Below are 22,269 nucleotides of genomic sequence, written 5' to 3' on the forward strand. Positions count from 1 at the left end.
CCGTCAGCCCGGGTCCACCGATCGAGCTGACGTACACCCGCCATGACCGGTAATGGTCAGGTCCGGCCGCCGGTCACCCAGCGGCCGGAGAGGCGGTCAGGCGAAGCGCTTGGTGACCCGCTCGACACGCTCCAGCAGGTCGAGGTCGTAGGCGACACCCGGCACGTAGAAGATCACGTAGTCGGCGCCGGCCTCGAGGACCGCCTCGACCTTGTCCGCGATCTCGTCCTCGGTGCCGATCAGGTTGTCCCGGTCGAACCGCTCGCGGTTCATCGGGCCGAGCGCCTTCTCGGTCGCCTTGGTCGGGTCGTCACCCTTGTCGATCGGGAACACGTTGAAGTTCGTCGACTTGATGATCTCGTCGTAGTCCCGGCCGACCTTCTGGCAGTGACCGCGGAGGATGTCCGCCTTCTCCTTGAAGGTCTCCGGGCTGCCGCCGCCGATGTTCGCCGCGTCGGCGTACTGCGCGACCAGCTTCAGCGTGACCTTCGGGCCGCCACCGCCGATCCAGAAGCTCGGGTGCGGCTTGCGGACACCCTTCGGCTCGTTGATCGGGGCGTCGATCGAGTAGTACTTGCCGTTGTAGACCGGCTTGTCCTCGGTCCACATCTTGTAGATGATCTCGGTCGCTTCCCGGAACGCCGCCATCCGCTGCGGGATGTCGGTCCACTCGTAGCCGTACGCCTTCCACTCGTGCTCGTACCAGCCCGCGCCGATCCCGGCGTACAGGCGGCCGTGGCTGGCGACGTCGACGGTGGACGCGATCTTGGCGTACAGAGAGGGGTTGCGGTACCCGTTGCAGCCGACCATCTGGCCGATGTTCACCCGCTGGGTGTCGCGGGCGAGCGCCGCGGTCGCGCTCCAGCACTCGAAGGTGGTGTTGTCACTCGGCTCCGGCACGGTGTGGAAGTGGTCGAAGAGCCAGATCGAGTCCCAGGACTGCTCGTCGGCCCGCTTGGCGACATCCGTCATCGCCTCCCACTGCTCGATCGGATCGGCGATCTGCGCCAGATCCATCTTCCAGCCCTGCGGTACGAAGACGCCGAATCGTGTAGTCATGCCCCCATCCTTTCCGGCCGGGACGGCCAGGGTCCATGACTACGAGTACTGAATTCGTTCTCAATCGGACCACTACTGCTTCTGAATCACCGCGTTCAGGACCTCCAACCAAGTGACCGGAGTTCGCGTCGTACCTGCCAAGGAGGCAGGATCATCGACTCGACGAAGTTCGACCAACTGTTCAGCACCGCCGTACCGCGGATCACCGCCGGAACCCACGCTCGCGACGAGCTTCCGCGCGACGGTGGGCGCTGGCCGGTGAGCGTCGTACTGCGGCCCTCGTCCGGGACCGAGCTGGCGCGCACTCTCGACGCCGTCACGCGGGAGGCGGCCGAGTTGGCGGGTCCGGGCCACTGGGAGACCGGGCAGCTCGGTTCGGCGCACCTGACCGTCCGCGCTCTGGAGCCCCGGCGTGACGTCATCCCGCCGAGCGATCCGACGATCGCCCGCTACCACGCTGCCCTCGACCGCGCGGCCGCCGGAAGCAGCTGGCCGGTCGGGTTTCGCGTCACCGGGCTCACGCTCACGCCGGGCACGGTGATGGCCTGCGCCGAGTCGCTCGACGGCAGCGCCGACCGCTTCAGCGATCTGCTGACCGCCGAGCTCGGGCCGGACGCGTGGTGGGAAACCGAGCGGCGCGACATCTGGTACCTCAACCTGCTGCATTTCACCGGCGACATCCCGGCGCCTGCCGCCTTGATCGAGTGGGTGGCGGCTCATCGGAACACCTCGCTGGGGGAGGTCGCGATCGACGCTCCGGAGCTGGTCCGGTCCGAGTACAGGGCCGGGCCGCGGCCGTACATGGGGCCGGTGGTGATGGACGGCTCCGTGAGAGCGCTCTAGTTCCGGAACCGGCGAGCTCTTGACCCGGGTCTGAGGAGGACTGAGAGTCAGGCGCAACACGGGCCGTCCCCCGTGTTGTGTCCCGTGAGGAGTCGCCCATGCTCAGGTGGACCGGTTCTGCGCTGCGGAAGCGTCGGAGGGGTACGGCTGCCGCGGTCGCGGTGACCGCCCTGTTGGCGGGGTTGCTCGCGGAAGTGCCCGCGGCGGCCGACGATCCGGCGCCGATCACGCTCGCGGCGTTCGAAGGTGGGGAGCCGTTCGCGGCGCCGCCGAACCCGGGGATCTTCACCTGGGGCAGCGACGCCGACGACCCGCCGACTCTGGAGCTGCAGACCCGCGCCGACGCTCCGGCCGGCGACAAGGTGCTGCACGGGACGTACGACATCAGCGGCTGGGGCGGTTTCAGTCACGACATCACGTACGACGTGAACCCCGGCGACTGGTCGGCGTACAGGGGGATCCGGTTCTGGTGGTACGGGCAGAACACCGCGCCGTTGCCGCCCGGGTCGGGGAAGCGGATCTTCTTCGAGATCAAGGACGGCGGCGCGAACGCCGAGGCCTCCGAGTTGTGGAACGCCAGCTTCACCGACGACTGGCAGGGCTGGCATCTGGTCGAGATCCCGTTCAGCCAGCTCGTGTACCGCGGCGACTACCAGCCGGTGGGCGGGATCGACCAGGTGCTGAACCTGACGCACATGTGGGGGTACGCGTTCACGATGCCGGTCGGGTCGCCGGGTGAGTTCGCGATCGACCAGGTCGAGGTCTACGGCAAGGCCGACCCGGCGCTGAAGGCGAGCGTGCTGACCGACGCCGGCGTGTATCCGGTCCCGGAGGGCGGAACGGCGCAGGTGAAGGTTTCCGTGGCGACCACCGACGGCGCGCCGCTCGAGGCGCCGGTGACCGTCGACTACCGGACCGGGAACGGAACGGCCGGCGCCGACGACTACACGCCCGTTTCCGGAACACTGACGTTCCCGGCCGGAACAGTTTCCGGAACCGCGCAGAGAGTTTCCGTCACGACCCGGAAAGACCGTTCCGCGGAAACTGCGGAAACCATTCCGCTGGAGCTCACCGTCACCGGCGCGAAGCCGCCGCAGACCCAGCCCGTCGTGGTCATCGACGCCCACGCCCTGCCGTACCTGAACCCGAAACTGCCGCTCCGGAAACGCGTCGACGACCTGCTCGCCCGGATGAACCTGGCGGAAAAGGTCGGCCAGATGACGCAGGCGGAACGGAACGCGCTGCGCTCCCGTTCCGACATCGCGTCGTACGCGCTCGGCTCGTTGCTGTCCGGCGGCGGGTCGGTGCCGACGCCGAACACCCCAGCGGCGTGGGCGGCGATGATCGACGGCTTCCAGCTCAACGCGCAGGCGACCCGGCTGCAGATCCCGTTGATCTACGGCGTCGACGCGGTGCACGGCCACAACAACGTGGTCGGCGCGACGATCCTGCCGCACAACATCGCGATCGGCGCCACCCGCGATCCGGACCTGGCCCGGCGGACCGGTGAAGTGACCGCGACCGAGGTGCGCGCGACCGGCATCCCGTGGGACTTCGCGCCGTGCGCGTGCGTGGTCCGCGACGACCGCTGGGGACGCGCCTACGAGGGGTACGGCGAGGATCCGGCGCTCGTGCAGTCGATGGCGACCGTGATCACCGGACTGCAAGGCAAGGCGGACGGCAGCCAGCTCGCAAGCAACAACCACGTGCTGGCGACCGCGAAACACTTCGTCGGCGACGGCGGTACGACGTACGGAACCTCGACGACCGGTTCGTACAAGATCGATCAGGGCATCACCCAGGTCACCCGGGAGCAGCTGGAAACCCTGCACCTGGCGCCGTTCCAGACCGCCGTTGACCTCGGGATCGGCACCGTGATGCCGTCGTACTCCAGTGTGGCGATCGACGGCGCGGCGCCGGTGAAGATGCACGGCAACGGCGAGTTGATCAACGGTGTGCTGAAGCAGCGGATGGGCTTCGACGGGTTCGTGATCAGCGACTGGCAGGCGATCGACCAGCTGCCCGGTGACTACGCGAGCGACATCCGGACCTCGGTCAACGCCGGGCTGGACATGATCATGGTGCCGACGAACTACCAGGGCTTCACCCAGGGCCTGACCGACGAGGTCACCGCGGGCCGGATCCCGATGACCAGGATCGACGACGCCGTCCGGCGGATCCTGACCGAGAAGTTCAAGCTCGGCCTGTTCGAGCACCCGTATGCCGACACCACCAACATCCCGACGATCGGGTCGGCCGCGCACCGGGCCGTCGGACGGGAGGCTGCCGCGAAGTCCCAGGTCCTGCTGAAGAACGACGGCAACCTGTTGCCCCTGGCATCGACCGCGAAGGTGTACGTCGCCGGTAGCAACGCGAACGACCTGGGCAACCAGATGGGTGGCTGGAGCATCAGCTGGCAGGGCGGTTCGGGTGCGACCACAACCGGGACGACGATCCTCGACGGCATCAAGCAGGTCGTCCCCTCTGCGACGTTCAGCGCCGATGCGTCCGCTCCGCTGGCAGGGCACGATGTCGGCGTCGTCGTGGTCGGCGAACGCCCGTACGCCGAAGGAATCGGTGACGTCGGCAACGGTCACGACCTGCGACTGTCCGACGCCGACCAGCCTGCGGTGGACAAGGTCTGCGGCGCGATGAAGTGCGTCGTCCTCATCATCTCCGGACGCCCGCAGGTGATCGCGGACCAGCTCGGCGAGATCAACGCGCTGGTGGCGTCGTGGTTGCCCGGCACCGAGGGCGCCGGCGTCGCCGACGTACTGTTCGGCAAGCGGCCCTTCTCCGGCCGGCTCCCGGTCAGCTGGCCGGGAGCGGAGGACCAGCAGCCGCTGAACGTTGGTGACGCCAACTACAACCCGCAGTACCCGTTCGGTTGGGGTCTCAGCACGCAAGCAGCCGCCCGGCAGGCGCTGATGGCGGCGCGCGACACCCTGCTGCGCAAGCACGATCCGTACGCCGTGGCCGCCGGGGTCGCGGCGAGTGCCGCACTGCAGGTTCGCGACTGGTCGGGTCCGCAGGCACCGATCGCCCTCGCCGCGGCGGCCCAGTCGGCCAAGCTCCTCGAGCGCACGAAGGCCGATACGTTCGGCGAGGACGATGCGGTCGTCGGGGTCGCTCGCTGGATCGCGCAGAACCACATCGGGCAGAACCTCACCGAGCCGGCGTCCAAGCTGATCTCGGACGCTGATCATGCCCTCCTCAGCGGACAGCCGAGCGCCGCGATCACCAAACTGACCGCGGCGTCGAAGCTGCCCTGACATGCGAAACGAACGGTGGCGGCCGGAGCCCCGGCTGTCACCTCCCGCTCAGCGGCTGACCTTGGCCGCTGCCTGCCGCGCGAGCTTGTCGAAGTTCGGCGCGGGCACGCCCGGCCCCATCTCGCTGAACGCCAGCACCGAGACGTTCCGGCCCTTCAGCGTGACGGCGTACGGGAAGCCGCCGGCCTCGCTGCCCGGGTCATTGGGCTTCGGGTAGTCGTACCAGCGGATCACCTGGGTGCGGTCGCCGGAGGCACCCTTCACCATCCGGTTCTCGGTGATCTTGCGGGCATGCGTCGGCGCCGGCTTGCTGTACGTGCAGCTCTTCAGCGTCGCGATGACCGAGTTGTACGCCGCCCGCGCGGTGGCCGCGTTCGCGTACTGGCTGACGTACTGCGCGCCGTACGCGTCCATCTCGTCGGTGAACCCGCGCGCCATCCGCGCCGACACGTGCTTGCCCTCGGTAGACGCCGGACCGCAGTACGTCCTGGGCAGGATTCCCCTGTCAACCTGCCGGAACCAGTTCCGTCGCGCGTCCGCCTTCTTCACCTCGCCGACCGTCAGCAGCTGCGTCCGGCTCAGCGAGGTCACCGCCGCGCTGCTCGACGTCGCGGCATCCGCTCCTTGCATCCCCACCACGCCGACCCCCGCGGCAGCCGCTCCAACGGCCACCCCGGCCGCGACCAGCGCCCGCAACTTGCCCCCAGCAACCTTCATCGTGCGTCCCCCTCGTTCGTGGTTGTGCACGAGTAGACGCGGGGTTCTCGAAAAAAGTTCGTACTGGTCTAGACAGTTGGGCGGGAGCGCAGCCTGCGGAGCATCCGGGCGTCTTCGAAGCCCACCCTGCGCGCGGCCGACTCGACCGTCGCGCCATGCCCGATCAGGTGTTCGGCGCGTTCGAGGCGAAGGACCTGTTGGTAGCGCAACGGCGTGAGACCCGTCGCGGTGCTGAAGACGCGGGTCAGGGTGCGCTCGCTGACGCCGACCTGACCGGCCAGATCGGCGAGTGGCAGCTTGTCGGCGTACCGGGAATCGATGACGTCCTGGACGCGGTGCACCACGTCGCTCAGATGGCCGCGATGCCGCAGCATCGCGGAGTCCTGGAGTTCGTCGCCGTTGCGGCGGGCGTAGACGACCATTTCGCGGGCGACTCGGGCGGCGGCCTCGGCGCCGCGGGCGATGGCGACGAGGTGGAGTGCGAGATCGATCCCGCTGGCGATCCCGGCGGACGTGATGATCCGGTCGTCCTCGACGTACAGGACGTCGCGCACGATGTTCGCTCGCGGGTACCGGGCAGCCAGTTCCTCGGTCAGATCGTGGTGGGTGGTGAAGCGCCGGCCGTCGAGCAGACCCGCCCAGCCGAGCGCGTCCGCCCCGGAACAAACGCTCGCTACCGACCCACCGCCGGCGTGATGTGCCCGCAGGCGCTGCCGCAGCCCAGGTCCGATCGGCGGCACCGGCGACAACCGTGGGGACCGCCAGCCCGGGACCAGGATCAGGTCCTCCGGACCGACCTCGGGCCACTCGATCTGGGTCCGCAACGGCACCCCCTGAGCCGTCATGACCTCCTCGGATTCGGCCACATAACTGACGGAATACGCATACCCCAGGTCATTCGCCGTGGTGAACACCTGGGCGGGCCCGGCCAAATCCAGCAAATGCACCTTCGGCACCAGTACGAAGACCACACGAGTAGGGCGCATCCGGTCAGGATGACACGGGTACGCCGGTCAGCTCGTCCAGGGTCCGGATCGTGGCGAACCGACCCGCCAGCACGTACTCCGTCCGCTCGGCGACCTGCTCCGCCGTGAGGGTCCGCGGGTCGGCCAGGATCTCCTCGACGCTCGCCTCCTCGCGGATCGTCCAGTGTGCGAGCGCCATCGTCGCGGTCGCCTCGGTGACGAACACGACGTCGTACCCGAGGTCGGAGCCGACCCGGGCCGTGGTCTCGCAGCACTGCTCGGTACGGATGCCGCAGACAACGATCTGGTCGACGCCCTGCTGCGTCAGCAACTGGTGCAGATTCGTTGTGGTGAAGGCGTTGTGCGACGTCTTGGTGAGGATCGGCTCGCCGGCCAACGGCTCCAGTCCGTCGATCAGTCGGACGTGACCCTCGGCCGGATCGAAGGCGCCATCTGTCCCCGGCTCGGTGTGCAGCACCCAGAACACGAGGTCGCCGTTCGCGCGCGTCGCACGCACCAGGCGGTCGACCCGCTCGGCGATGTCGGGGTGGTTCACCAGCTGCCAGTTCGGGCGGACCCGGAACGATTCCTGGACGTCGATCACGATCAGTGCGGTTCGGCTCATGACCTCATCGTGCCTCGCAAACGGCGTACCACTGAAGACTCGATCGGGGCGTAGAGCGGACCGATCTGGTCACCATCTAGAAGACCCTGTGTGAACCCCGGAGAGATCGGACGAATTCACACCGTTCCGAACTGTTCCAAACACTGGTCTGGCGCGCTTATCGTGCGAAGGTCCGTCTCTACAACGATTGAGGGGATTGCGATGCCCGATCATCTGCCCCGCCGTCAGGTCCTCCGGACCGCCGGCGCATTGGGCCTCGGTGCCGCCGCCGCGGGCGCTCTCAGCAGCACCGCCGACGCCAGTACCCAAACCAGTTCCGGCGCTGGTACGCCGGATAAGTTGACCGGCATGGGTGCACACCACGGCAAGCTGGAGATCCACAAGGACAAGTTCGGCACCACGCCCGACGGTCAGCAGGTGGACGTCTACACGTTCACCAACGGCGCGGTGACGATCTCGATGCTGACCTGGGGGGCCACCATCCAGCGGGTCGAGGCCCCGGACCGGCGCGGTCACACCGAGAACATCAGCCTCGGCTTCGACAACCTGCCGGACTACGCGGCGCTCAGCCCGTACTTCGGCGCCACCATCGGCCGCTACGGCAACCGGATCGCCAAGGGCAAGTTCACGCTGGACGGGACGGCGTACCAGATCCCGGTCAACAACGGCGAGAACGCGTTGCACGGCGGGACCATCGGCTTCGACAAGAAGGTCTGGAAGGCGAAGGTCGTGCAGACCGACCAGGCGGTCGGCGTCGCGTTCACCTACGTCAGCCCGGACGGCGAGATGGGCTTTCCCGGTGAGCTCACCAGCACCGTCACCTACACGCTCGACAAGCGCGACAACCTGCGGATCGACTACCACGCGACCGTGGCGGGCAAGGCGACCATCGTCAACCTGACCAACCACGTGTACTTCAACCTGCTCGGCGAGGGCAACGGCACCATCTACGATCACGTGCTCGAGCTGAACGCGCCGAAGTACACGCCGGTCGACGCGACGCTGATCCCGACCGGCGAGATCGCCCCGGTGGCCGGTACGCCGTTCGACTTCGGTAAGCCGACCGCGATCGGCAAGCGGCTGCGCGGCGACCACCAGCAGCTGATCTACGGCCGTGGGTACGACCACAACTTCGTGATCGGTGGCCAGCCGGACCACGACGGTCTCCGGCTGGCGGGCCGCTTCTGGGAGCCCGACCACGGCCGCACCATCGAGGTGCGCACCGACCAGCCGGGGGTCCAGTTCTACAGCGGCAACTTCCTCGACGGCACCTTCCTCGGCATCGGGAACAAGGCCTACCGGCAGGGCGACGCGTTCGCCTTCGAGACCCAGCACTTCCCCGACTCGCCCAACCACGCCAACTTCCCGTCGACGGTGCTGCGCCCCGGCGAGACCTACAAGTCGACCACCATCTACAGCTTCGGCACCAAGTAGCAGCCGCGCGGGCCGCCGTACCCAGGCTTCAGCCGGTACGGCGGCACGTCGCCGCGAGCCACTCCAGCGCCGGCTCGGCGTGCTCGACGATCGTGAAGTGGGACGCGCCCGCAGACTCCTGCAGCGTCGCGGTCGGGCAGTTCTCCGCGAGCCATCGCCCGTGGCTCACCGGGATGATGCGGTCCGCGGTGCCGTGCAGCAGCAGGACCGGCGCGGTGATCGCTCCCGGATCGCAACCCCACGGCCGGGTGTACGCCGCGTCGTCGTCGATCTGCCCGTACGGGCCGGCGTCGAGGCCAGGTCCCGCGACCTTGCCGAGCCAGCCCCACGGCCCGCCGAACATCGCCAGGTCGTCGTCGGTGAATCCCGCGTCGTAGTCGAAGCCGGAGTTGTGCAGCACCTCGCGGACCTCGGGCCCGGCGGCCGCGCTCGCGAGTGCGGCGATCGACGACGGCACCATCCCGTCGAACCAACTCAGCCCCTCGGCGCCGTACGGCGCGATCGCGGCCAGCGTGAGCGCTGCGCTGACCCGGTCGCCCAGGACAGCCGCCGTGCCGAGGGCGAAGGTTCCGCCGCCGGAGTACCCGGCGACCGCGAACCGGTCGATCCCGAGCGAGTCCGCGACCGCGGCCGCGTCGGTGGCGACCGAGGCGACCGTGCGTCCGCGGTGCATCGTGGAGCCGCCGTACCCAGGACGATCGAACGAGACCCAGCGCAGCCCCAGCCGGTCGGCCGCGGCGAAGAGCGGCTCGGGTGGCGCGCCGACGTTCGGGGTCCCGTGGTTCCACAGGACCGGGAAACCGTCGCCGCCGGTGTCGTAGGTGTGCAGGGTTCGCCCATCGGGCATCGGCACGTCTGTTTCCACAGTCACGTGACGAGCCTAGGCAACGCCAGCGTAAAAGTGGTGCTGCCCGGCGCGGAGAGGACCGTCAGGGTGCCGTCGTGGGCGTGGGCGACCGACTGGGCGAGGGACAGACCGAGGCCGGTTCCCGCGTTGGTTCTGGTACGGGCGGTGTCCGCGCGGGTGAAGCGGCGGAACACGTCGGGCTGGAGTTCGGCGGGGATCCCGGGTCCGTCGTCGTGAATGGTGAGGACCGCGAACCGGTCGGCGATGCGAGCGGCCACCGTCACGGTGGTGCCGGGTGGCGTGTGGCGGCGGGCGTTGGTGAGCAGGTTGGTGAGGACCTGGTGCAGCCGTTGCTCGTCGCCGATCACCACGATCGGCTCGGTCGGCAGCTCCAGCTCCCAATGGTGGCTGGCGGCAACGATCTCGGCATCGGCAACCGAGTCGCGGGCGAGCCGGGACAGGTCGACCGGGCGGCTGTCCAGCGGGCGGCCCGCGTCCAGCCGGGCGAGCAGCAGCAGGTCCTCGACCAGCGAGGCCATCCGCGTCGCCTCGATCATCACCTTGCCCATCGCGTGCGTGTACAGCTCGGGATCGCGCTGGTGCAGACTCAGCTGCGCGTAGCCGTGGATCGTGGTGAGCGGCGTCCGGAGTTCGTGCGACGCGTCGGCGACGAACTGCCGGACCTGCTGCTCGCTGCGGTGCCGCGCGTCGAGCGCATCCTCCATGTGTCCCAGCAGCGTGTTCAGCGCGACGGCGACCTGACCGACCTCGGTACGTTCGTCGGTCAGCTGCTCGGGCACCCGGGCCGTCACCCCGATCTCGCCGGTGTCGAGCGGCAGACCGGCCACCTCACGGGCGGTCTGCGCGACCCGCCGCAGTGGCCGCAGCTGACGCCGTACGACGAACACCGCGACACCGCCGGCAGTCAGTACGCCGATCCCGCCGAACAACGCTTCCCAGCCGATCAGACTGTTCACCGTGTTCTGGATGTCCTTCGTCGGCAGACCCGCGACGACGGCGATCTGGCCGATGTTCGTCGCACGCACGCGATACTTCCCGAGCCCGGGCAGCGTGACGGTCCTGTTCGCACCGGTCGGCAGGTCGTCGAGCACACCGATCGCCGCGTCGGAGAGATCGGCGAGCTTCCCGTCGTTAGTGATCACCTTGCCGACCGCGGTCGACGACCCCGCATAGACCGTCACCGTGCCGGCGTCCTGCCCGTGCGGCGAGTCCGGCGGCGGCCCGCCGTTCTGCAGCGCGCCGATCGCCCGGCCCTGCGCCGCGGTCACCTTGCCGTCGAGCTGGCTGGTCAGGTACGAGCTGATCGCGGCGGTCGTCAGCCCACCGATCACGACACTCACCACCGCGACCAGCACCACCATCGCCGCCGCGACCCGCACACTCAGAGACCGCGCCGCAACCTTCACACCCTCAGGATGCGCAGCCTGCCCGCGAGCTCGCTCCACGTTCCCTGGGACCTTGCTGTGAACCCCAGAGGAACCTCAGAGCAGTACGGCGGCTGCCGCGCGCAACCCGTCGTACTCCCCGGCCGCCCAGCCCTCGTCCCGTGACTCGTCCCCGCGGAACAGCGGCTTGTCGACGAGATGGAACCGCAGGTTGAACATCCGCCCGACAACCTGCAGGTACGGGATCATCGCCTCGTCCTCGGCGTCGATCGGCCGACGGGTGCGATACCCCGCCTTGAACGCGTCCCAGTGCGGGGTCGTCGCGACGCCGCAGAAATCCGCCGCCGGTGGACCGACCGCGGCGAGATCGAAATCAAGGAGCAGAAGTCCCTGTTCCGTCAACAAAACATTGTCCATCGAGGCATCACCATGGCAGGTTCCTGCCTTCGAGTACTGCGCGACGTTGTTCCGTACTGCGTCGGCGAGTGACCGGAGCAGGTTTTCCTCCGCGCCGTCGACGGCGAGAATGTCCGCGAGCGCTTCGTCGAGCCGTTGCGCGGCCTCGACCGGTCGGCGAAAGTACGTCGAAGTGTAGTTGTCGGCAGCATCGTGAAAAGCAGCGAGCTGGGCCCCGAAGGCGACGTACAACTCGTCGGTGAAAGGTGGGTAGAGCTTGGTGCCCTCGACGTACTCGGACAGCGTGAACGGCCGGGGCCCCTCGGGTGTCTCGAGCAGTCCGACGGTGTCACCGTCCGGCAACGACCGGAGCCGCGGGACGAGGACGCCGGCGGCGAGCAGATGCGCCGAAATCCCTGTCTCCCAACGGATCTCGTCCGGATCACGCCAGTCGCGGCGGTACAGCTTGAGGACGTAGCGAGCGTCATCGGTGGCCAGCACGTAGACGTCGTTGACCAGCGACCGGAGCAACGAGCAACCGGTGAAGCGCAGGCCGTACGCCGACCCGAGGTGGGCGGCCAGCGCGGACGGGTCGGGTAACGATCGCAGCGTCGGGATCATGCCTCGACACTATTGGTCGTTTGAAATTCGGGTGTGTGAACCCCGATGGTAGTGGGGAGGTTCGAGACGTTTCCGGATTCGCCTCCCCTTATGGGGCCGGAAACCGGTAGCCTCGTGCAGCGCGCTATGGGGGCCGCCGTACACCCACCCGACGAAACTGCCGGAGAGCCCAAACCGGTCAGGAGAGCACGTCTTGCAGGAGAACACCAGCACAACCAGTACTGGCGAACTGGTCAACGTACCCCTCACCGGTGCGGACAAAGTCGCCTACGCTTTCTACGCGACCGCGGCTGCCGCGGCTCTGGTCGGCCAGGTCTGGGCCGGCGTGACCCATATCCCCTGGCCGGACAGCGGGTTCTCGACGCTGCTCAAGATCGTCCTCGTCACCCCCGCGGTCGCGGTGCTCGAGCTCGGTGGTGTCGCCACCGCGGCGCTCGCCGACCTGCGCCGGCGCAAGGGCGAGCAGGCCTACGCCTATCGCGCGATGTCGTTCTTCGCGGCACTCGTCGCCGTCGTCTTCAACGTGGTCGGCCACTGGCGGCCGGAAGAGCGGTTCCTCGCCTTCGGCTTCGGCGGTCTGTCCGCGTTCGCCTACGTGCTCTGGCTGATCCACAGCTCGGCCCGTCGGCGCGACGCACTCCGCAAGGCCGGCCAGATGCGCGACACCGGCCCGGTGTACGGCATCGTCCAGTGGGCCCGGGAGCCGCGCGTCACCTGGCTCGCGCGCTCGCTGGCGATCGAGCACGGCTACACCTTGTACGAAAGCCTCCGGGCGGCGCACCACCAGATCCGCAACCGGAGCCGCCGCGAGGCGATCGCCGGCACCGTCGCGGAGTACATCCGCTCCGAGCACCAGGACGAGCGGCTGGCGAAGATCGCCGAGACGACGTACGACCCGGACCGATTGGCCGGGATGCTCGAGGAACGGATCAACTACGAGGTCATCACCAACAAGCTGACCAAGGCGATCTCGCCGCCGCCGGAGCAGCCCGAGGGCGGCCCCGCCGTACCGGCCGCCGTGTGGGTGCTGGAAGGCGGGCAGCCGCGGCGTGCGGACGGCGGGATGTCGCTGCGCGACGAGGACGCCTGGACCGGCGAGCTGATGGCGATCGTCGACCCGGACCCGACCGACAGCGGCAACGTGTCCGAGGCGGTCGTCGTCGAGGACGAGAGCGAGCCGCAGCACGTCGTCAACGGTTCGCTGAAGCCGTTCGCCCCGCAGCCGAAGGCCGAACCGCTGGTGGAGAAGCCGAAGCCGCCGTCGCCGTTCGCCGGCCCGACGGACCCGCAGCCGCCCGCGCTGATCACCACGCCGAAGGTCGAGCCGGTCCTGCCCGACCCGGAGTCCGTGGTCGAGGAGTCGACGACCACGGACGAGGAAGAACTGAGTCCTCTGGAAAAGAAGCGCCAACGTGCCTGGGCGCTGCTGTCCGACTGGTCGCCGGAGCGTGGTGAGCTCACCCCGAAGAAGATCGCCGACGCGATCGCGTGCAGCGAGCCGATGGCGAGCAGGTACATCGAGCAGTACCAGTCCGAGCACGGCGTCGTGCTCGTCTCGCAGACCTGATCTACCGGCTGCCGGTGGACCTCAGAGGTTGAGGTTCACCGGCAGTTCCGCGAGACCGCTGACCAGGACGCGCCGCCACTCGAGCTCTTCGGCCGGCTTCGCGAGACTCATCCGCGGGAAGCGACGTACCAACGCCAGCAGGGACTCCTGCAGCTCGATCCGCGCGAGCTGCGCGCCGAGACAGAAGTGCGGTCCGAAGCCGAAGGACATGTGCTTGTTGTCCTTCCGATCGATCCGCAGCTCGTCCGGGGCGTCGTACGCGCGCGGGTCCCGGTTGGCCGAGTTGAGAGCCGCCATCACGCCTTCACCGGCCTTGATCTGTACGCCGTGCAACTCGATGTCCTCGAGCGCGACGCGCAACTGACCGACCTCGCTGAACCGGTTGAAGCGCAGCAGCTCCTCGATCGCCGACGGGATCAAGCTGTTGTCGTCCACGAGCCGCGTCCAGTTCTCCGGCCAGCGCAGCAACGTCGCGACACAGCTCGAGATCTGGTTCGCCGAGGTCTCGTGACCGGCGACGAGCAGGTTCACCCCGAACGCGATCAGCTCCTCCTGACTGAGCCGATCCCCTTCCTCCCGAGCGCGGACGAGTTCGTCGAGCAGGTCTTCCGCCGGCGCCGAGGTGTTCGCCAGCTTCTTCGTAACCAGGTCCTCGATGTACGCCGTCAGGTTGGTCATCGCGTCCTCGACCAGGTCCTTCTCGGCCATCTTCATGCTGTACCCGAGCTCGGTCCACTCGCGGAACTGGGCGCGGTCCGCGTACGGGACGCCGAGCAGTTGGCAGATCACCTGGATCGGCAACGGCAACGCGACCAGCTGCCGGATGTCGGCGCCGTCACCGGCCCGCGCGACGTCCTCGGCGAGCTGCGCGGACAACTCGGCGACCCATGGCCGGGTCCGCTCGATCTTGCGGTGCGCGAACGTTGGCACCACCAACCTTCGGAGGCGGGTGTGCTCGGGCGGGTCGGTGGTGGTCAGGCTGTTCGGCATCGGCTTCGCGAGCGCGACCCGCGGCGCTCCCTGCTTCACCAGGGCGGCCCGCGAGAACCTGGGATCGGCGAGCACCAGTTTCACGTCGTCGTACCGCGTCACCAGCCAGACCTCGGCGCCGGCCAGCGTCCGCACCCGCGCCACCGGCCGCCCCTCCCGGAGCTCCGCGAAGGTCGGCGACGGATCGAACCGGAACGCATCGTCGAACGGGATCTGCAGCACGGGCTCGCTCATGCCCTCAACCCTAGGTTAGGTAACCCTTGGTTGCTGCGTCAGCGCGTGGCGGCGGACCCCCAGGCCATCACAATCACCGCTTGCGGCGCCCGCCAGGTGGGGCCGGGCGTCGGCGGGTGGATTGTGATGGCGTGGGGGTCCGGGGTTCAGCTCGCGAGGGCCTTCGTGGCCTGGGCGGCGAGGGTGGCGGCTCGGTCGTCGTCGGACAGGCCGTCGGCGATCAGGACGGCGTACCGCAGGCGCAGGGTCGCGCCGGCTTCCACCGGGAGTTCCTCGGAGAACCACGGGGCCGGGCAGACGGCGGCGAAGTTCGAGGAGCGGACGAACCACTCCGGTGGGTGCCGGACGTTGTCGGTCGCGTCGGCGATGATCAGGGTGGAGGCCGTGTCGGTCTCGTCCTGACGGGCGGTGAAGCCCATCCACGGCGCGCGCTGCCCCATCAGCTCGTCACGGCCCTTGCCTTGCGGGGCGAGGATCGTGCCGTTCGTGAAGCACCGCGGTCCGCGCCAGAACAGACCGCCGTACCCCGCGTTCGGCCGGCCGGCCGTGGTCGGGCTGCCGATCTGGACGGTGGCTCCCGAGACGTTCGTCATCGCGGTCTCGTAGACGAGCACCCATCCGTCGTCGGTCAGTCGTGTCGTGATCGTCCGCGACTCGTCCACCACATGCTTGCCGCCCTGGGTGTGCCAGGACAAGTGGTGTGCGAACCGGACCTCGTCGTCCGACACGTCGAGCGCGTCGACGCGGTCGTGGTCCTGCGAGCCGTTGTTGTCGCGCGGCTGGTAGCCGTCCTCCCTCGCGTACGTCGGCCCGCCCCAGAAGTTGTCCGCGCCGAAGTGCGGCAATGACCAGGCGAGACCCTTGTGCCACAAGTGATCCCACGGCCGGTACACGCTGACCAGATCGCCGGTCAGCGTCCGGATCGGGTGGAAGTAGGGTCGCGGCGACTCGTACTGCGGGTCGTCCGCGTTGTAGACATAGGTGAACAACTCGCCGTCACCCGCCGTGACCTGGATCGACCGGCCGACAGCATGGTTACAGCCGAGGTTCTGCGTCATCAGCTCTCCAGTGTTGTTTGCGTACTCCAGGGCGCCCCGATCTCGCTGAACAAGGCCAGCTCGTCCGAGGCCCGGTCGATCCACTTCTCCACGTCGAGAAGAATCGGCCGGCGTTCTAGCCCCTCCCCTTCCCAGCGCACCAGCTCCCCCGGGATCGGCAGCGGGTCGGCCGCCGTCCGCACCGCCTCGACGACCCGGGTGAACCCACCGGTCGCCTGCAACGGCACATACAGCGGTACGGCGGGATCCGCGCGATGCGCGAGCAGGTTCTCCAGCAGATCCGCCCGCCCGTACTTCGTGTCGCCGATCAGATCCGACTGGTACGTCAGTACCGCCCGCCCCTCGGACCCGTGCACGATCACCGACGCCTCGAGGTGTTCCGTCGCGCACAACGTGACCGCAATCAAGATCGGCGTACCGCGGCTGGTGGTGATCCGGACCGAGGAGGTGTCGTCGGACTCGATCGGGTTCGCGCGGTACAGCTCGGTCTCGATCGACCGGATGTCGAGGACGCCGGTCGACCCGTCCAGCAGCAGGGCCGCCGCGGTCGCGTGCGCGAGCGGGTTCGTGACGGCGCCGTCGACCACGTCGATTCCGTCGAGCCGCCGCCGGCCGGACCACCGGGCGCGCTGGAAGTACTGTGCTTTCCGCACCCATTTCCCGGTCGCGCTGATCCCACGGATCTCACCGAGCTGGCCGTCGGCGATCATCGAGGCCAGCGTCAGCGTGGCCTCCGACGCCTGCGCCTGGAAGCCGACCTGGCACGCCCGCCCGGTCTCCGCCACCACGGCCGACAGCTGCTCGAACTCGGCCAGCGACGCGGTCGGCGGCTTCTCCAGCAGTACGTCGGCTCCCGCGCGCATCGCCAGTTCGGCCAGTGGGACGTGGGTCTGGATCGGCGTACAGATCACCACCACGTCGACCGCGGTAGCAGCCAGCAGTTCGTCCAGGCCATCGAAGACCTGGACGTCCGCGGGCAGGTCGGCGGCGCCGCGCGGGTCGGCGACCGCCACCAGTTCGGCCCGGCCGGCCTCGGCCAGCCGGGCGACGTTGCGAACATGGGAGGCTCCGTGGCCGTGGATTCCCACCACGGCCACGCGGCCCCCCGTCATCGACAATCAGTTGCCATCAGCAACACTATTTGAGCTCCCCGTTGACCTCGTCCAGGAATGCCTTGGCCGCCGCGTCCGGCGCCTGCCGGCCGAACAGTACCTCGGTCGTGTACCGCTGGATGATTTTCTCCACCTGACCGCCACCGACCGGCGGCGCCGGCGACGGGTCGCCGAGGTCCGGCTTGATGTCCTGGATGAACTTCGCGGTCGCGGCGTCCACCGGCTGCAGCTTCGGCGTCACCTCGGCGCGGACCTCGGTGTTCGGCGGAACGCCCCGCTCGGCGAGCAGTACGTTACCGGCGGCGGTGTTGTTCGACAGGTAGTTCACGAACTCCGCGGCCTCCTTCTGGTGCTTCGACCGCGACGAGATCGACCAGAACATCGAGCCCTTGTAGTAGGAGCCGTTGTCGGCGGCCTTGCCGTCCGGGCTCGGGATCCGCAGCAGCTTCAGCTGCTGACCGGACGCCTTGCTGAACGCCACCAGCTGGTTGCTCCAGATGAAGCTCATCGCCAGCTTGCCGGTCGCCATCGCGGACTGGTCGAGCGAGGCGTTCATGTCCTGCGAGATCGCCTCGGCGGAAGGGATCGCCTTCTGGTCGCGCAGCTTCAGGATGTACTTGAAGAAGTCGGTGGTCTTCTCCGGCGAGACGCCGAGCTTGCCGTCCTTCGTCCAGAGCGACTCGCCGTTCTGCCGGGCCCACAGGTTCAGGCCGGCCTCGTTGGCGCCCAGCGTGCCGGTACCGGTGATCTTGCCGCCGGTCTTGGTGGTGATCTCCGCGGCGGTCTTCGCGAAGTCGTCCCAGGTCCAGGAGGTGTCGTCCGGGATCGCCACCCCGGCGGTCTTGAACGCGGCCGGGTTCACGACGATCGCGAACGAGTTGATCCCGGCGTTCAGGCCGTACAGCCCGCCGTCGAACTCACCGGCGCTCAGGGTGTCGGACTCGAACTTGCCCGTGTCCAGGCCCTGGGCCTTCTTCAGGTCGAGCAGGGCGCCGCGATCGGCGTACTCGCGCAGGTACTTCTCGTCCATCTGGATGATGTCCGGGGCGTCGTTCGCCGCGACGGTGGTGGCGAGCTTGTCCCAGTACCCCGACCAGTCGCCGAACTCACCCTTGATGGTGACGTTCGGATGGTCCTTCTGGTACGCGTCGATCACCTGCTGGGTGAGCTTGGTCCGGGTGTCCGAGCCCCACCAGGTGAATCGGAGCGTGACCTTGCCGCCGTCCGACGACGACGCCGCGCCACCGGAGTCGCCGCCGCAGGCGGCCGCCGCGAGCAGGCCGGTGGCGATCGCCGCCGCGGCGAGTGCGCGCAGGCCTCGGCCCGCGACGCGTGGGATGTGCCTCATGAGGTGCACCTTTCAGGGGAGTTACTTGATGCCGGTGGTGGCGATGCCCTTGATCAGGAACCGCTGGCCGAGCAGGAAGGCGAGGAAGACCGGGACGAGCGAGACGACCGACATCGCGAACATCGATCCCCACGACGAGCTGGAGGTCGAGTCGACGAACGACCGCAGCGCGATCGGGACGGTGTACATATGCGGGTCGGTCAGGTAGATCAACTGGCTGAAGAAGTCGTTCCAGGTCCAGATGAACGTGAAGATCGTTGTGGTGGCCAACGCCGGGACCATCAGCGGGAGGATGATCCGCAGGAAGATCGAAGCCTTCCCACAGCCGTCGATCCGGGCGGCCTCGTCCAGTTCGCGCGGGATCCCGCGGATGAACTGCACCATCAGGAAGACGAAGAACGCGTCGGTGGCGAGCAGCTTCGGCACGATCAGCGGGAGGACCGTGTTGATCCAGCCCAGCTTCGAGAACAGGATGTACTGCGGCACGATCACCACGTGGATCGGCAGCATGATGCTCAGCAGCATGATCGCGAACCAGAACTTCTTGGCCGTGAACTCCAGCCGGGCGAAGGCGTAGGCCGCCATCGAGCAGGACACCAGGTTGCCGAGGATCGAGCCGAGCACCACCACGGCGGAGTTCAGCAGGTAGCGGGTGAACGGCTCGGTCAGGGCGTGCCAGCCCACCCGGTAGTTCTCGATCCGCAGGTCCTTGATCAGGATCCCGGGGTCGCGGAAGATCTCGTTGCCCGGTCGCAGTGAGCTGACCACCATCCAGATCACCGGATAGAGCATCACCAGCGCGGAGCCGGCCAGCAGGACGTGGATCACCAGCGGCCGGATCCGGGCCCAGCTCACGGGAGCGGTCCGGCGGGCGGTGACGGCGCGGTGCAGGGTCTCAGTCGTCATAGAACACCCAGTACTTCGAGGCGAAGAAGTTCGCGGCGGTGAAGACTCCGATGATCACGAGCAGGAACCACGCCATCGCGGAGGCGTAGCCCATGTCGAAGTTCCCGAAGCCCCGGTCGTAGAGGTACAGCGTGAAGAACATCGTCGAGTCGGACGGTCCGCCGCTGCCCCCGGAGACGACGAACGCCTGGGTGAACGACTGGAACGCGTGGATGATCTGCAGCACCAGGTTGAAGAAGACGATCGGCGTCAGCAGCGGCAGCGTGATGCTGACGAACCGCCGCAGTGGGCCGGCTCCGTCGACCGCTGCCGCCTCGTAGTACATGGTGGGGATCTGCCGTAGCCCGGCCAGGAAGATCACCATCGGCGACCCGAAGGTCCAGACGTTCAGCACGACCAGCGTGCCGAGCGCCGTACTCGGGTCGGAGATCCAGCCTTTTCCGTGGATCCCGACCACGTCCAGCACCTGGTTCAGCAGGCCGGTGGTGCCGAACACCTGCCGCCAGAGGATCGCGATCGCGACACTCGAGCCGAGCAGCGACGGCAGGTAGAACACCGACCGGTAGAACGCCATCCCCCGGACGCCCCGGTCCAGTACGACGGCCAGCAGCAAGGCGATCGCCAGTTGCAGCGGCACCGAGACGAACACGTAGGTGAACGTCACCTTGAGCGAGTTGTGCAGCCGTTGGTCGGACAGCATCCGGGTGAAGTTCTCCAGGCCGATCCACTTCGGGGCCTGGATCAGGTTGTAGTCCGTGAAGGACAGGTAGAGCGAGGCCAGCATCGGCCCGATCGTGATCAGGAACAGCCCGAGCAGCCACGGGGAGAGGAAGAGGTAGCCGGCCAGATTGTCCTTTTTCTGACCTGCGGTTTTCTTCCCCCGGAGGCTGCCGAGCTCACCCAGCGCACTCATGTTCTTTCGTACCTCCGGAACGCTAAGGGCAGCCCGGAAAGCGCTTGCCTTGGCCGGTCAAACTAGTACGAGAAACCGGTTTATGCAAGGGCTCGCCAGCGTGCCGAATGTCCGGATGCGGTCGGGTTGCGCGGTCTTGACAGGACAAAGTCCGGAGGCGACAGTTCCAGGCATTTGGCAACCGCTTACCGACGGGAGAACCCGATGCTGCGACGCACGTTTCTGACTGGTTCGCTGACCACGGTCGCGCTCGGCGCCCTGCATCCGGCCGCCGCTCGTGCTGAGGTTGCGGCTGTGGACGAGGACTTCCTGACCCTGCTGACCGGCGCGAACCAGCAACAGATTCCGCTGGTGCTCGGCAACTACCAGAACCTTTCCGACAGTGTCCGGACCGTGGCGCGGAAAGCCCGCCGGCTGGTTTCCGGGTACGTCTGGGGCCGGTCGTCGTACCACCACGACCCGGCGCTGCTCGGGCCGCTGGGCTGGCTGGTCGACCAACTCGCGACGCGGCAGCACGAGGACGGTCTGTACGACGTCGGGAACCTGCACTCCCCGCCGGACAGCGCTTTCGCGATCCAGGACGTCTGCATGCTGTACGCGTTGCTCGACGCGGACGGTCAGGCGGAAACGGCGGGATTCCGCGCCACCCTCGCGTCGGTGATCAAGAAGGCCGGACCGGCGCTGGCGAATGGCGGCGTACACACCCCGAACCACCGGTGGGAGGTTTCCGCGGCGTTGTCGCGTGCGCATCACCTGTTTCCGAACCGGCGGTACGCGGCGCGGATCGACGACTGGCTGGACGAGGGCATCGACGCGACACCGGACGGGATCTACAGCGAGCGGAGTTCGACGTACGCGGCCGAGGTGACGAACCCGTGCCTGCTGACGATCGCCTGGCTGCGCGACAAGCCGGCCCTGGTGGAGTACGTCCGACGCAACCTCGACGTGACGCTGTACCTGCTCGAGCCGAACGGCGAGGTGGACACGACCGCGTCCCGTCGGCAGGACCAGAAGGGTGTGCGCGAGGTCTGGTGGTACCTCGCCCAGTTCCGCGAGCTGGCGCTGCACACCGGCGACGGACGGTTCACGACCGTGGCCAAGAGCATCGAGGCCCGCGGAACGGGTGAGCTCGGCGATTTCCTGGCAGACGTCCTCGAACGACCGGAACTTTCCGCCACCCTTCCGGCCGCCCAGCCGGCGCCGACCGACTTCGTGCAGCACTACCCGTCCCAGGCGTCGGTCCGGGTACGCCGCGACACCCGGACGGCAACCGTTTTCGGTGGCACGGACTTCGCCGACATCCCGGTGATCTCCTCGGGGCTGTCGACCAATCCGACGTTCTTCAAGCTCCGGAACGGTGCGGCGATCCTCGACTCGGTCCGGCTGTCACCGCAGTTCTTCAGCACCGGTCATTTCCGCAGCGACGGACTGCGCCGGCTCGGCCCGAACAGTTTCCGGCTCACGCAGGAAGTGCAGGTTCCGTACCACCTACCGCTACCCAAGCGTTTCCGGCGCGCGGACGGGCAGTACGCGCTCGCCCCGGACGGCCGGTTCTACGCGTCGATGGACTTCGGGCACCGACCGAAGCAGTACCGGACGTTGCGGACCGAGATCACCGTGGCCGAGGTACCGTCCGGCTTCGACCTGACGTTCGACTTCGCCGGCGACGCGACGGCGTACGCGATCGAGCTGTGCTTCCGGAACGGCGGAACATTGTCCGGGGTCGACACACTGGATGCCTCCGGCAACTATCAGCTCACGTCGGGGACCGGCAGCTACACGGTCGGCACCGACCGAATCGAGTTCGGGCCCGGAAACGGCGCCGCCCGGGTCGCGATGGACCCGGGCGAACGCTATACCTACCTCGGCGGCAGCCTCACCCCGGACGGCCTGCGCGTATACCTCACCGGCCGCACCCCCGGCCGCCAGATGCTGCGCCTGCGCACCCGTTGAGCG

18 protein-coding genes are annotated in these 22,269 nt (G+C 68.2%); 5 read left to right on the plus strand and 13 right to left on the minus strand.

What is annotated here, in order from left to right; all coding sequences use genetic code 11:
* Positions 1-96: 96 nt before the first annotated feature.
* Entirely contained in the window at positions 97-1,059 is a 963-nt protein-coding gene (locus AC0662_RS31735; RefSeq protein ID WP_452193453.1) for an LLM class F420-dependent oxidoreductase, read from the minus strand.
* 258 nt (positions 1,060-1,317) lie between these two features.
* Between AC0662_RS31735 and AC0662_RS31740 the strand changes: the two genes are divergently transcribed.
* Together AC0662_RS31740 and AC0662_RS31745 are read left to right on the plus strand one after the other, a co-directional pair.
* Positions 1,318-1,902 carry a hypothetical protein gene (locus tag AC0662_RS31740; protein ID WP_452193452.1) on the plus strand — a complete coding sequence of 195 codons (585 nt, stop codon included), beginning with the start codon at positions 1,318-1,320 and terminating at the stop codon, positions 1,900-1,902.
* A gap of 98 nt (positions 1,903-2,000) precedes the next feature.
* Positions 2,001-5,174, plus strand: a complete 3,174-nt coding sequence (locus AC0662_RS31745; RefSeq protein ID WP_478305244.1) for a glycoside hydrolase family 3 N-terminal domain-containing protein — start codon at positions 2,001-2,003, stop codon at positions 5,172-5,174.
* 48 nt (positions 5,175-5,222) lie between these two features.
* On the opposite strand, the gene AC0662_RS31750 is transcribed toward AC0662_RS31745, so the two are convergent.
* From AC0662_RS31750 to AC0662_RS31760, 3 genes are all read right to left on the minus strand, one after another.
* Complete coding sequence (locus tag AC0662_RS31750) at positions 5,223-5,891, minus strand: hypothetical protein (protein WP_452193448.1); 669 nt, start codon at positions 5,889-5,891, stop codon at positions 5,223-5,225.
* Between the two features lie 68 nt (positions 5,892-5,959).
* A complete protein-coding gene (locus AC0662_RS31755; protein ID WP_478305247.1) occupies positions 5,960-6,877 on the minus strand; it encodes a GlxA family transcriptional regulator in 918 nt (305 codons plus the stop codon).
* Positions 6,878-6,881: 4 nt separating this feature from the next.
* On the minus strand, positions 6,882-7,481 hold the full coding sequence (locus AC0662_RS31760) for an isochorismatase family protein (RefSeq protein ID WP_478305249.1): 600 nt from the start codon (positions 7,479-7,481) through the stop codon (positions 6,882-6,884).
* A gap of 201 nt (positions 7,482-7,682) precedes the next feature.
* Between AC0662_RS31760 and AC0662_RS31765 the strand changes: the two genes are divergently transcribed.
* The gene (locus tag AC0662_RS31765) at positions 7,683-8,915 is read left to right on the plus strand and encodes an aldose epimerase family protein (RefSeq protein ID WP_478305251.1); all 1,233 of its coding nucleotides are present in this window, start codon (positions 7,683-7,685) and stop codon (positions 8,913-8,915) included.
* A 28-nt stretch (positions 8,916-8,943) separates the two neighbouring features.
* On the opposite strand, the gene AC0662_RS31770 is transcribed toward AC0662_RS31765, so the two are convergent.
* From AC0662_RS31770 to AC0662_RS31780, 3 genes are all read right to left on the minus strand, one after another.
* On the minus strand, positions 8,944-9,786 hold the full coding sequence (locus AC0662_RS31770; RefSeq protein ID WP_452193441.1) for an alpha/beta fold hydrolase: 843 nt from the start codon (positions 9,784-9,786) through the stop codon (positions 8,944-8,946).
* On the minus strand, positions 9,783-11,189 hold the full coding sequence (locus AC0662_RS31775; RefSeq protein ID WP_478305253.1) for a sensor histidine kinase: 1,407 nt from the start codon (positions 11,187-11,189) through the stop codon (positions 9,783-9,785). The genes AC0662_RS31770 and AC0662_RS31775 overlap by 4 nt, the downstream gene beginning before the upstream one ends.
* 75 nt (positions 11,190-11,264) lie before the next feature.
* Positions 11,265-12,185 carry a phosphotransferase enzyme family protein gene (locus AC0662_RS31780; protein WP_478305255.1) on the minus strand — a complete coding sequence of 307 codons (921 nt, stop codon included), beginning with the start codon at positions 12,183-12,185 and terminating at the stop codon, positions 11,265-11,267.
* 193 nt (positions 12,186-12,378) lie between these two features.
* On the opposite strand from AC0662_RS31780, the gene AC0662_RS31785 reads away from it, so the two are divergent.
* Positions 12,379-13,752 carry a hypothetical protein gene (locus tag AC0662_RS31785; protein WP_478305257.1) on the plus strand — a complete coding sequence of 458 codons (1,374 nt, stop codon included), beginning with the start codon at positions 12,379-12,381 and terminating at the stop codon, positions 13,750-13,752.
* A 21-nt stretch (positions 13,753-13,773) separates the two neighbouring features.
* Here AC0662_RS31785 and AC0662_RS31790 read toward each other — a convergent pair whose 3' ends face one another.
* The 6 genes from AC0662_RS31790 to AC0662_RS31815 all read right to left on the minus strand — a co-directional run bounded on the left by AC0662_RS31790 (position 13,774) and on the right by AC0662_RS31815 (position 20,313).
* A complete protein-coding gene (locus AC0662_RS31790) occupies positions 13,774-14,976 on the minus strand; it encodes a cytochrome P450 (RefSeq protein ID WP_478305259.1) in 1,203 nt (400 codons plus the stop codon).
* 146 nt (positions 14,977-15,122) lie between these two features.
* Complete coding sequence (locus AC0662_RS31795) at positions 15,123-16,034, minus strand: DUF6807 domain-containing protein (protein ID WP_478305261.1); 912 nt, start codon at positions 16,032-16,034, stop codon at positions 15,123-15,125.
* On the minus strand, positions 16,034-17,146 hold the full coding sequence (locus AC0662_RS31800) for a Gfo/Idh/MocA family protein (protein ID WP_478305263.1): 1,113 nt from the start codon (positions 17,144-17,146) through the stop codon (positions 16,034-16,036). Before AC0662_RS31800 ends, AC0662_RS31795 begins: the two co-directional genes overlap by 1 nt.
* Before the next feature lie 25 nt (positions 17,147-17,171).
* On the minus strand, positions 17,172-18,494 hold the full coding sequence (locus AC0662_RS31805; protein ID WP_478305265.1) for an ABC transporter substrate-binding protein: 1,323 nt from the start codon (positions 18,492-18,494) through the stop codon (positions 17,172-17,174).
* A gap of 21 nt (positions 18,495-18,515) precedes the next feature.
* Positions 18,516-19,400, minus strand: coding sequence for a carbohydrate ABC transporter permease (locus AC0662_RS31810; protein ID WP_452193428.1), 885 nt, complete (start codon positions 19,398-19,400; stop codon positions 18,516-18,518).
* Complete coding sequence (locus AC0662_RS31815; RefSeq protein ID WP_452193427.1) at positions 19,390-20,313, minus strand: carbohydrate ABC transporter permease; 924 nt, start codon at positions 20,311-20,313, stop codon at positions 19,390-19,392. The genes AC0662_RS31810 and AC0662_RS31815 overlap by 11 nt, the downstream gene beginning before the upstream one ends.
* Positions 20,314-20,517: 204 nt before the next feature.
* Here AC0662_RS31815 and AC0662_RS31820 point away from each other — a divergent pair, with 204 nt between their 5' ends.
* On the plus strand, positions 20,518-22,266 hold the full coding sequence (locus tag AC0662_RS31820) for a hypothetical protein (protein ID WP_478305268.1): 1,749 nt from the start codon (positions 20,518-20,520) through the stop codon (positions 22,264-22,266).
* Positions 22,267-22,269 lie beyond the last annotated feature (3 nt).

Source organism: Kribbella sp. NPDC043289 (genome assembly GCF_056436705.1).

Bases quoted from the DNA above. Each gene is read 5' to 3' on its own strand.
- AC0662_RS31805 (WP_478305265.1), bottom strand. From the start codon at position 18,494: ATGAGGCACATCCCACGCGTCGCGGGCCGAGGCCTGCGCGCACTCGCC.
- AC0662_RS31750 (WP_452193448.1), bottom strand. From the start codon at position 5,891: ATGAAGGTTGCTGGGGGCAAGTTGCGGGCGCTGGTCGCGGCCGGGGTG.
- AC0662_RS31780 (WP_478305255.1), bottom strand. From the start codon at position 12,185: ATGATCCCGACGCTGCGATCGTTACCCGACCCGTCCGCGCTGGCCGCC.
- AC0662_RS31765 (WP_478305251.1), top strand. From the start codon at position 7,683: ATGCCCGATCATCTGCCCCGCCGTCAGGTCCTCCGGACCGCCGGCGCA.
- AC0662_RS31820 (WP_478305268.1), top strand. From the start codon at position 20,518: ATGCTGCGACGCACGTTTCTGACTGGTTCGCTGACCACGGTCGCGCTC.
- AC0662_RS31810 (WP_452193428.1), bottom strand. From the start codon at position 19,400: ATGACGACTGAGACCCTGCACCGCGCCGTCACCGCCCGCCGGACCGCT.
- AC0662_RS31745 (WP_478305244.1), top strand. From the start codon at position 2,001: ATGCTCAGGTGGACCGGTTCTGCGCTGCGGAAGCGTCGGAGGGGTACG.
- AC0662_RS31795 (WP_478305261.1), bottom strand. From the start codon at position 16,034: ATGACGCAGAACCTCGGCTGTAACCATGCTGTCGGCCGGTCGATCCAG.
- AC0662_RS31760 (WP_478305249.1), bottom strand. From the start codon at position 7,481: ATGAGCCGAACCGCACTGATCGTGATCGACGTCCAGGAATCGTTCCGG.
- AC0662_RS31815 (WP_452193427.1), bottom strand. From the start codon at position 20,313: ATGAGTGCGCTGGGTGAGCTCGGCAGCCTCCGGGGGAAGAAAACCGCA.
- AC0662_RS31800 (WP_478305263.1), bottom strand. From the start codon at position 17,146: ATGACGGGGGGCCGCGTGGCCGTGGTGGGAATCCACGGCCACGGAGCC.
- AC0662_RS31790 (WP_478305259.1), bottom strand. From the start codon at position 14,976: ATGAGCGAGCCCGTGCTGCAGATCCCGTTCGACGATGCGTTCCGGTTC.
- AC0662_RS31755 (WP_478305247.1), bottom strand. From the start codon at position 6,877: ATGCGCCCTACTCGTGTGGTCTTCGTACTGGTGCCGAAGGTGCATTTG.
- AC0662_RS31735 (WP_452193453.1), bottom strand. From the start codon at position 1,059: ATGACTACACGATTCGGCGTCTTCGTACCGCAGGGCTGGAAGATGGAT.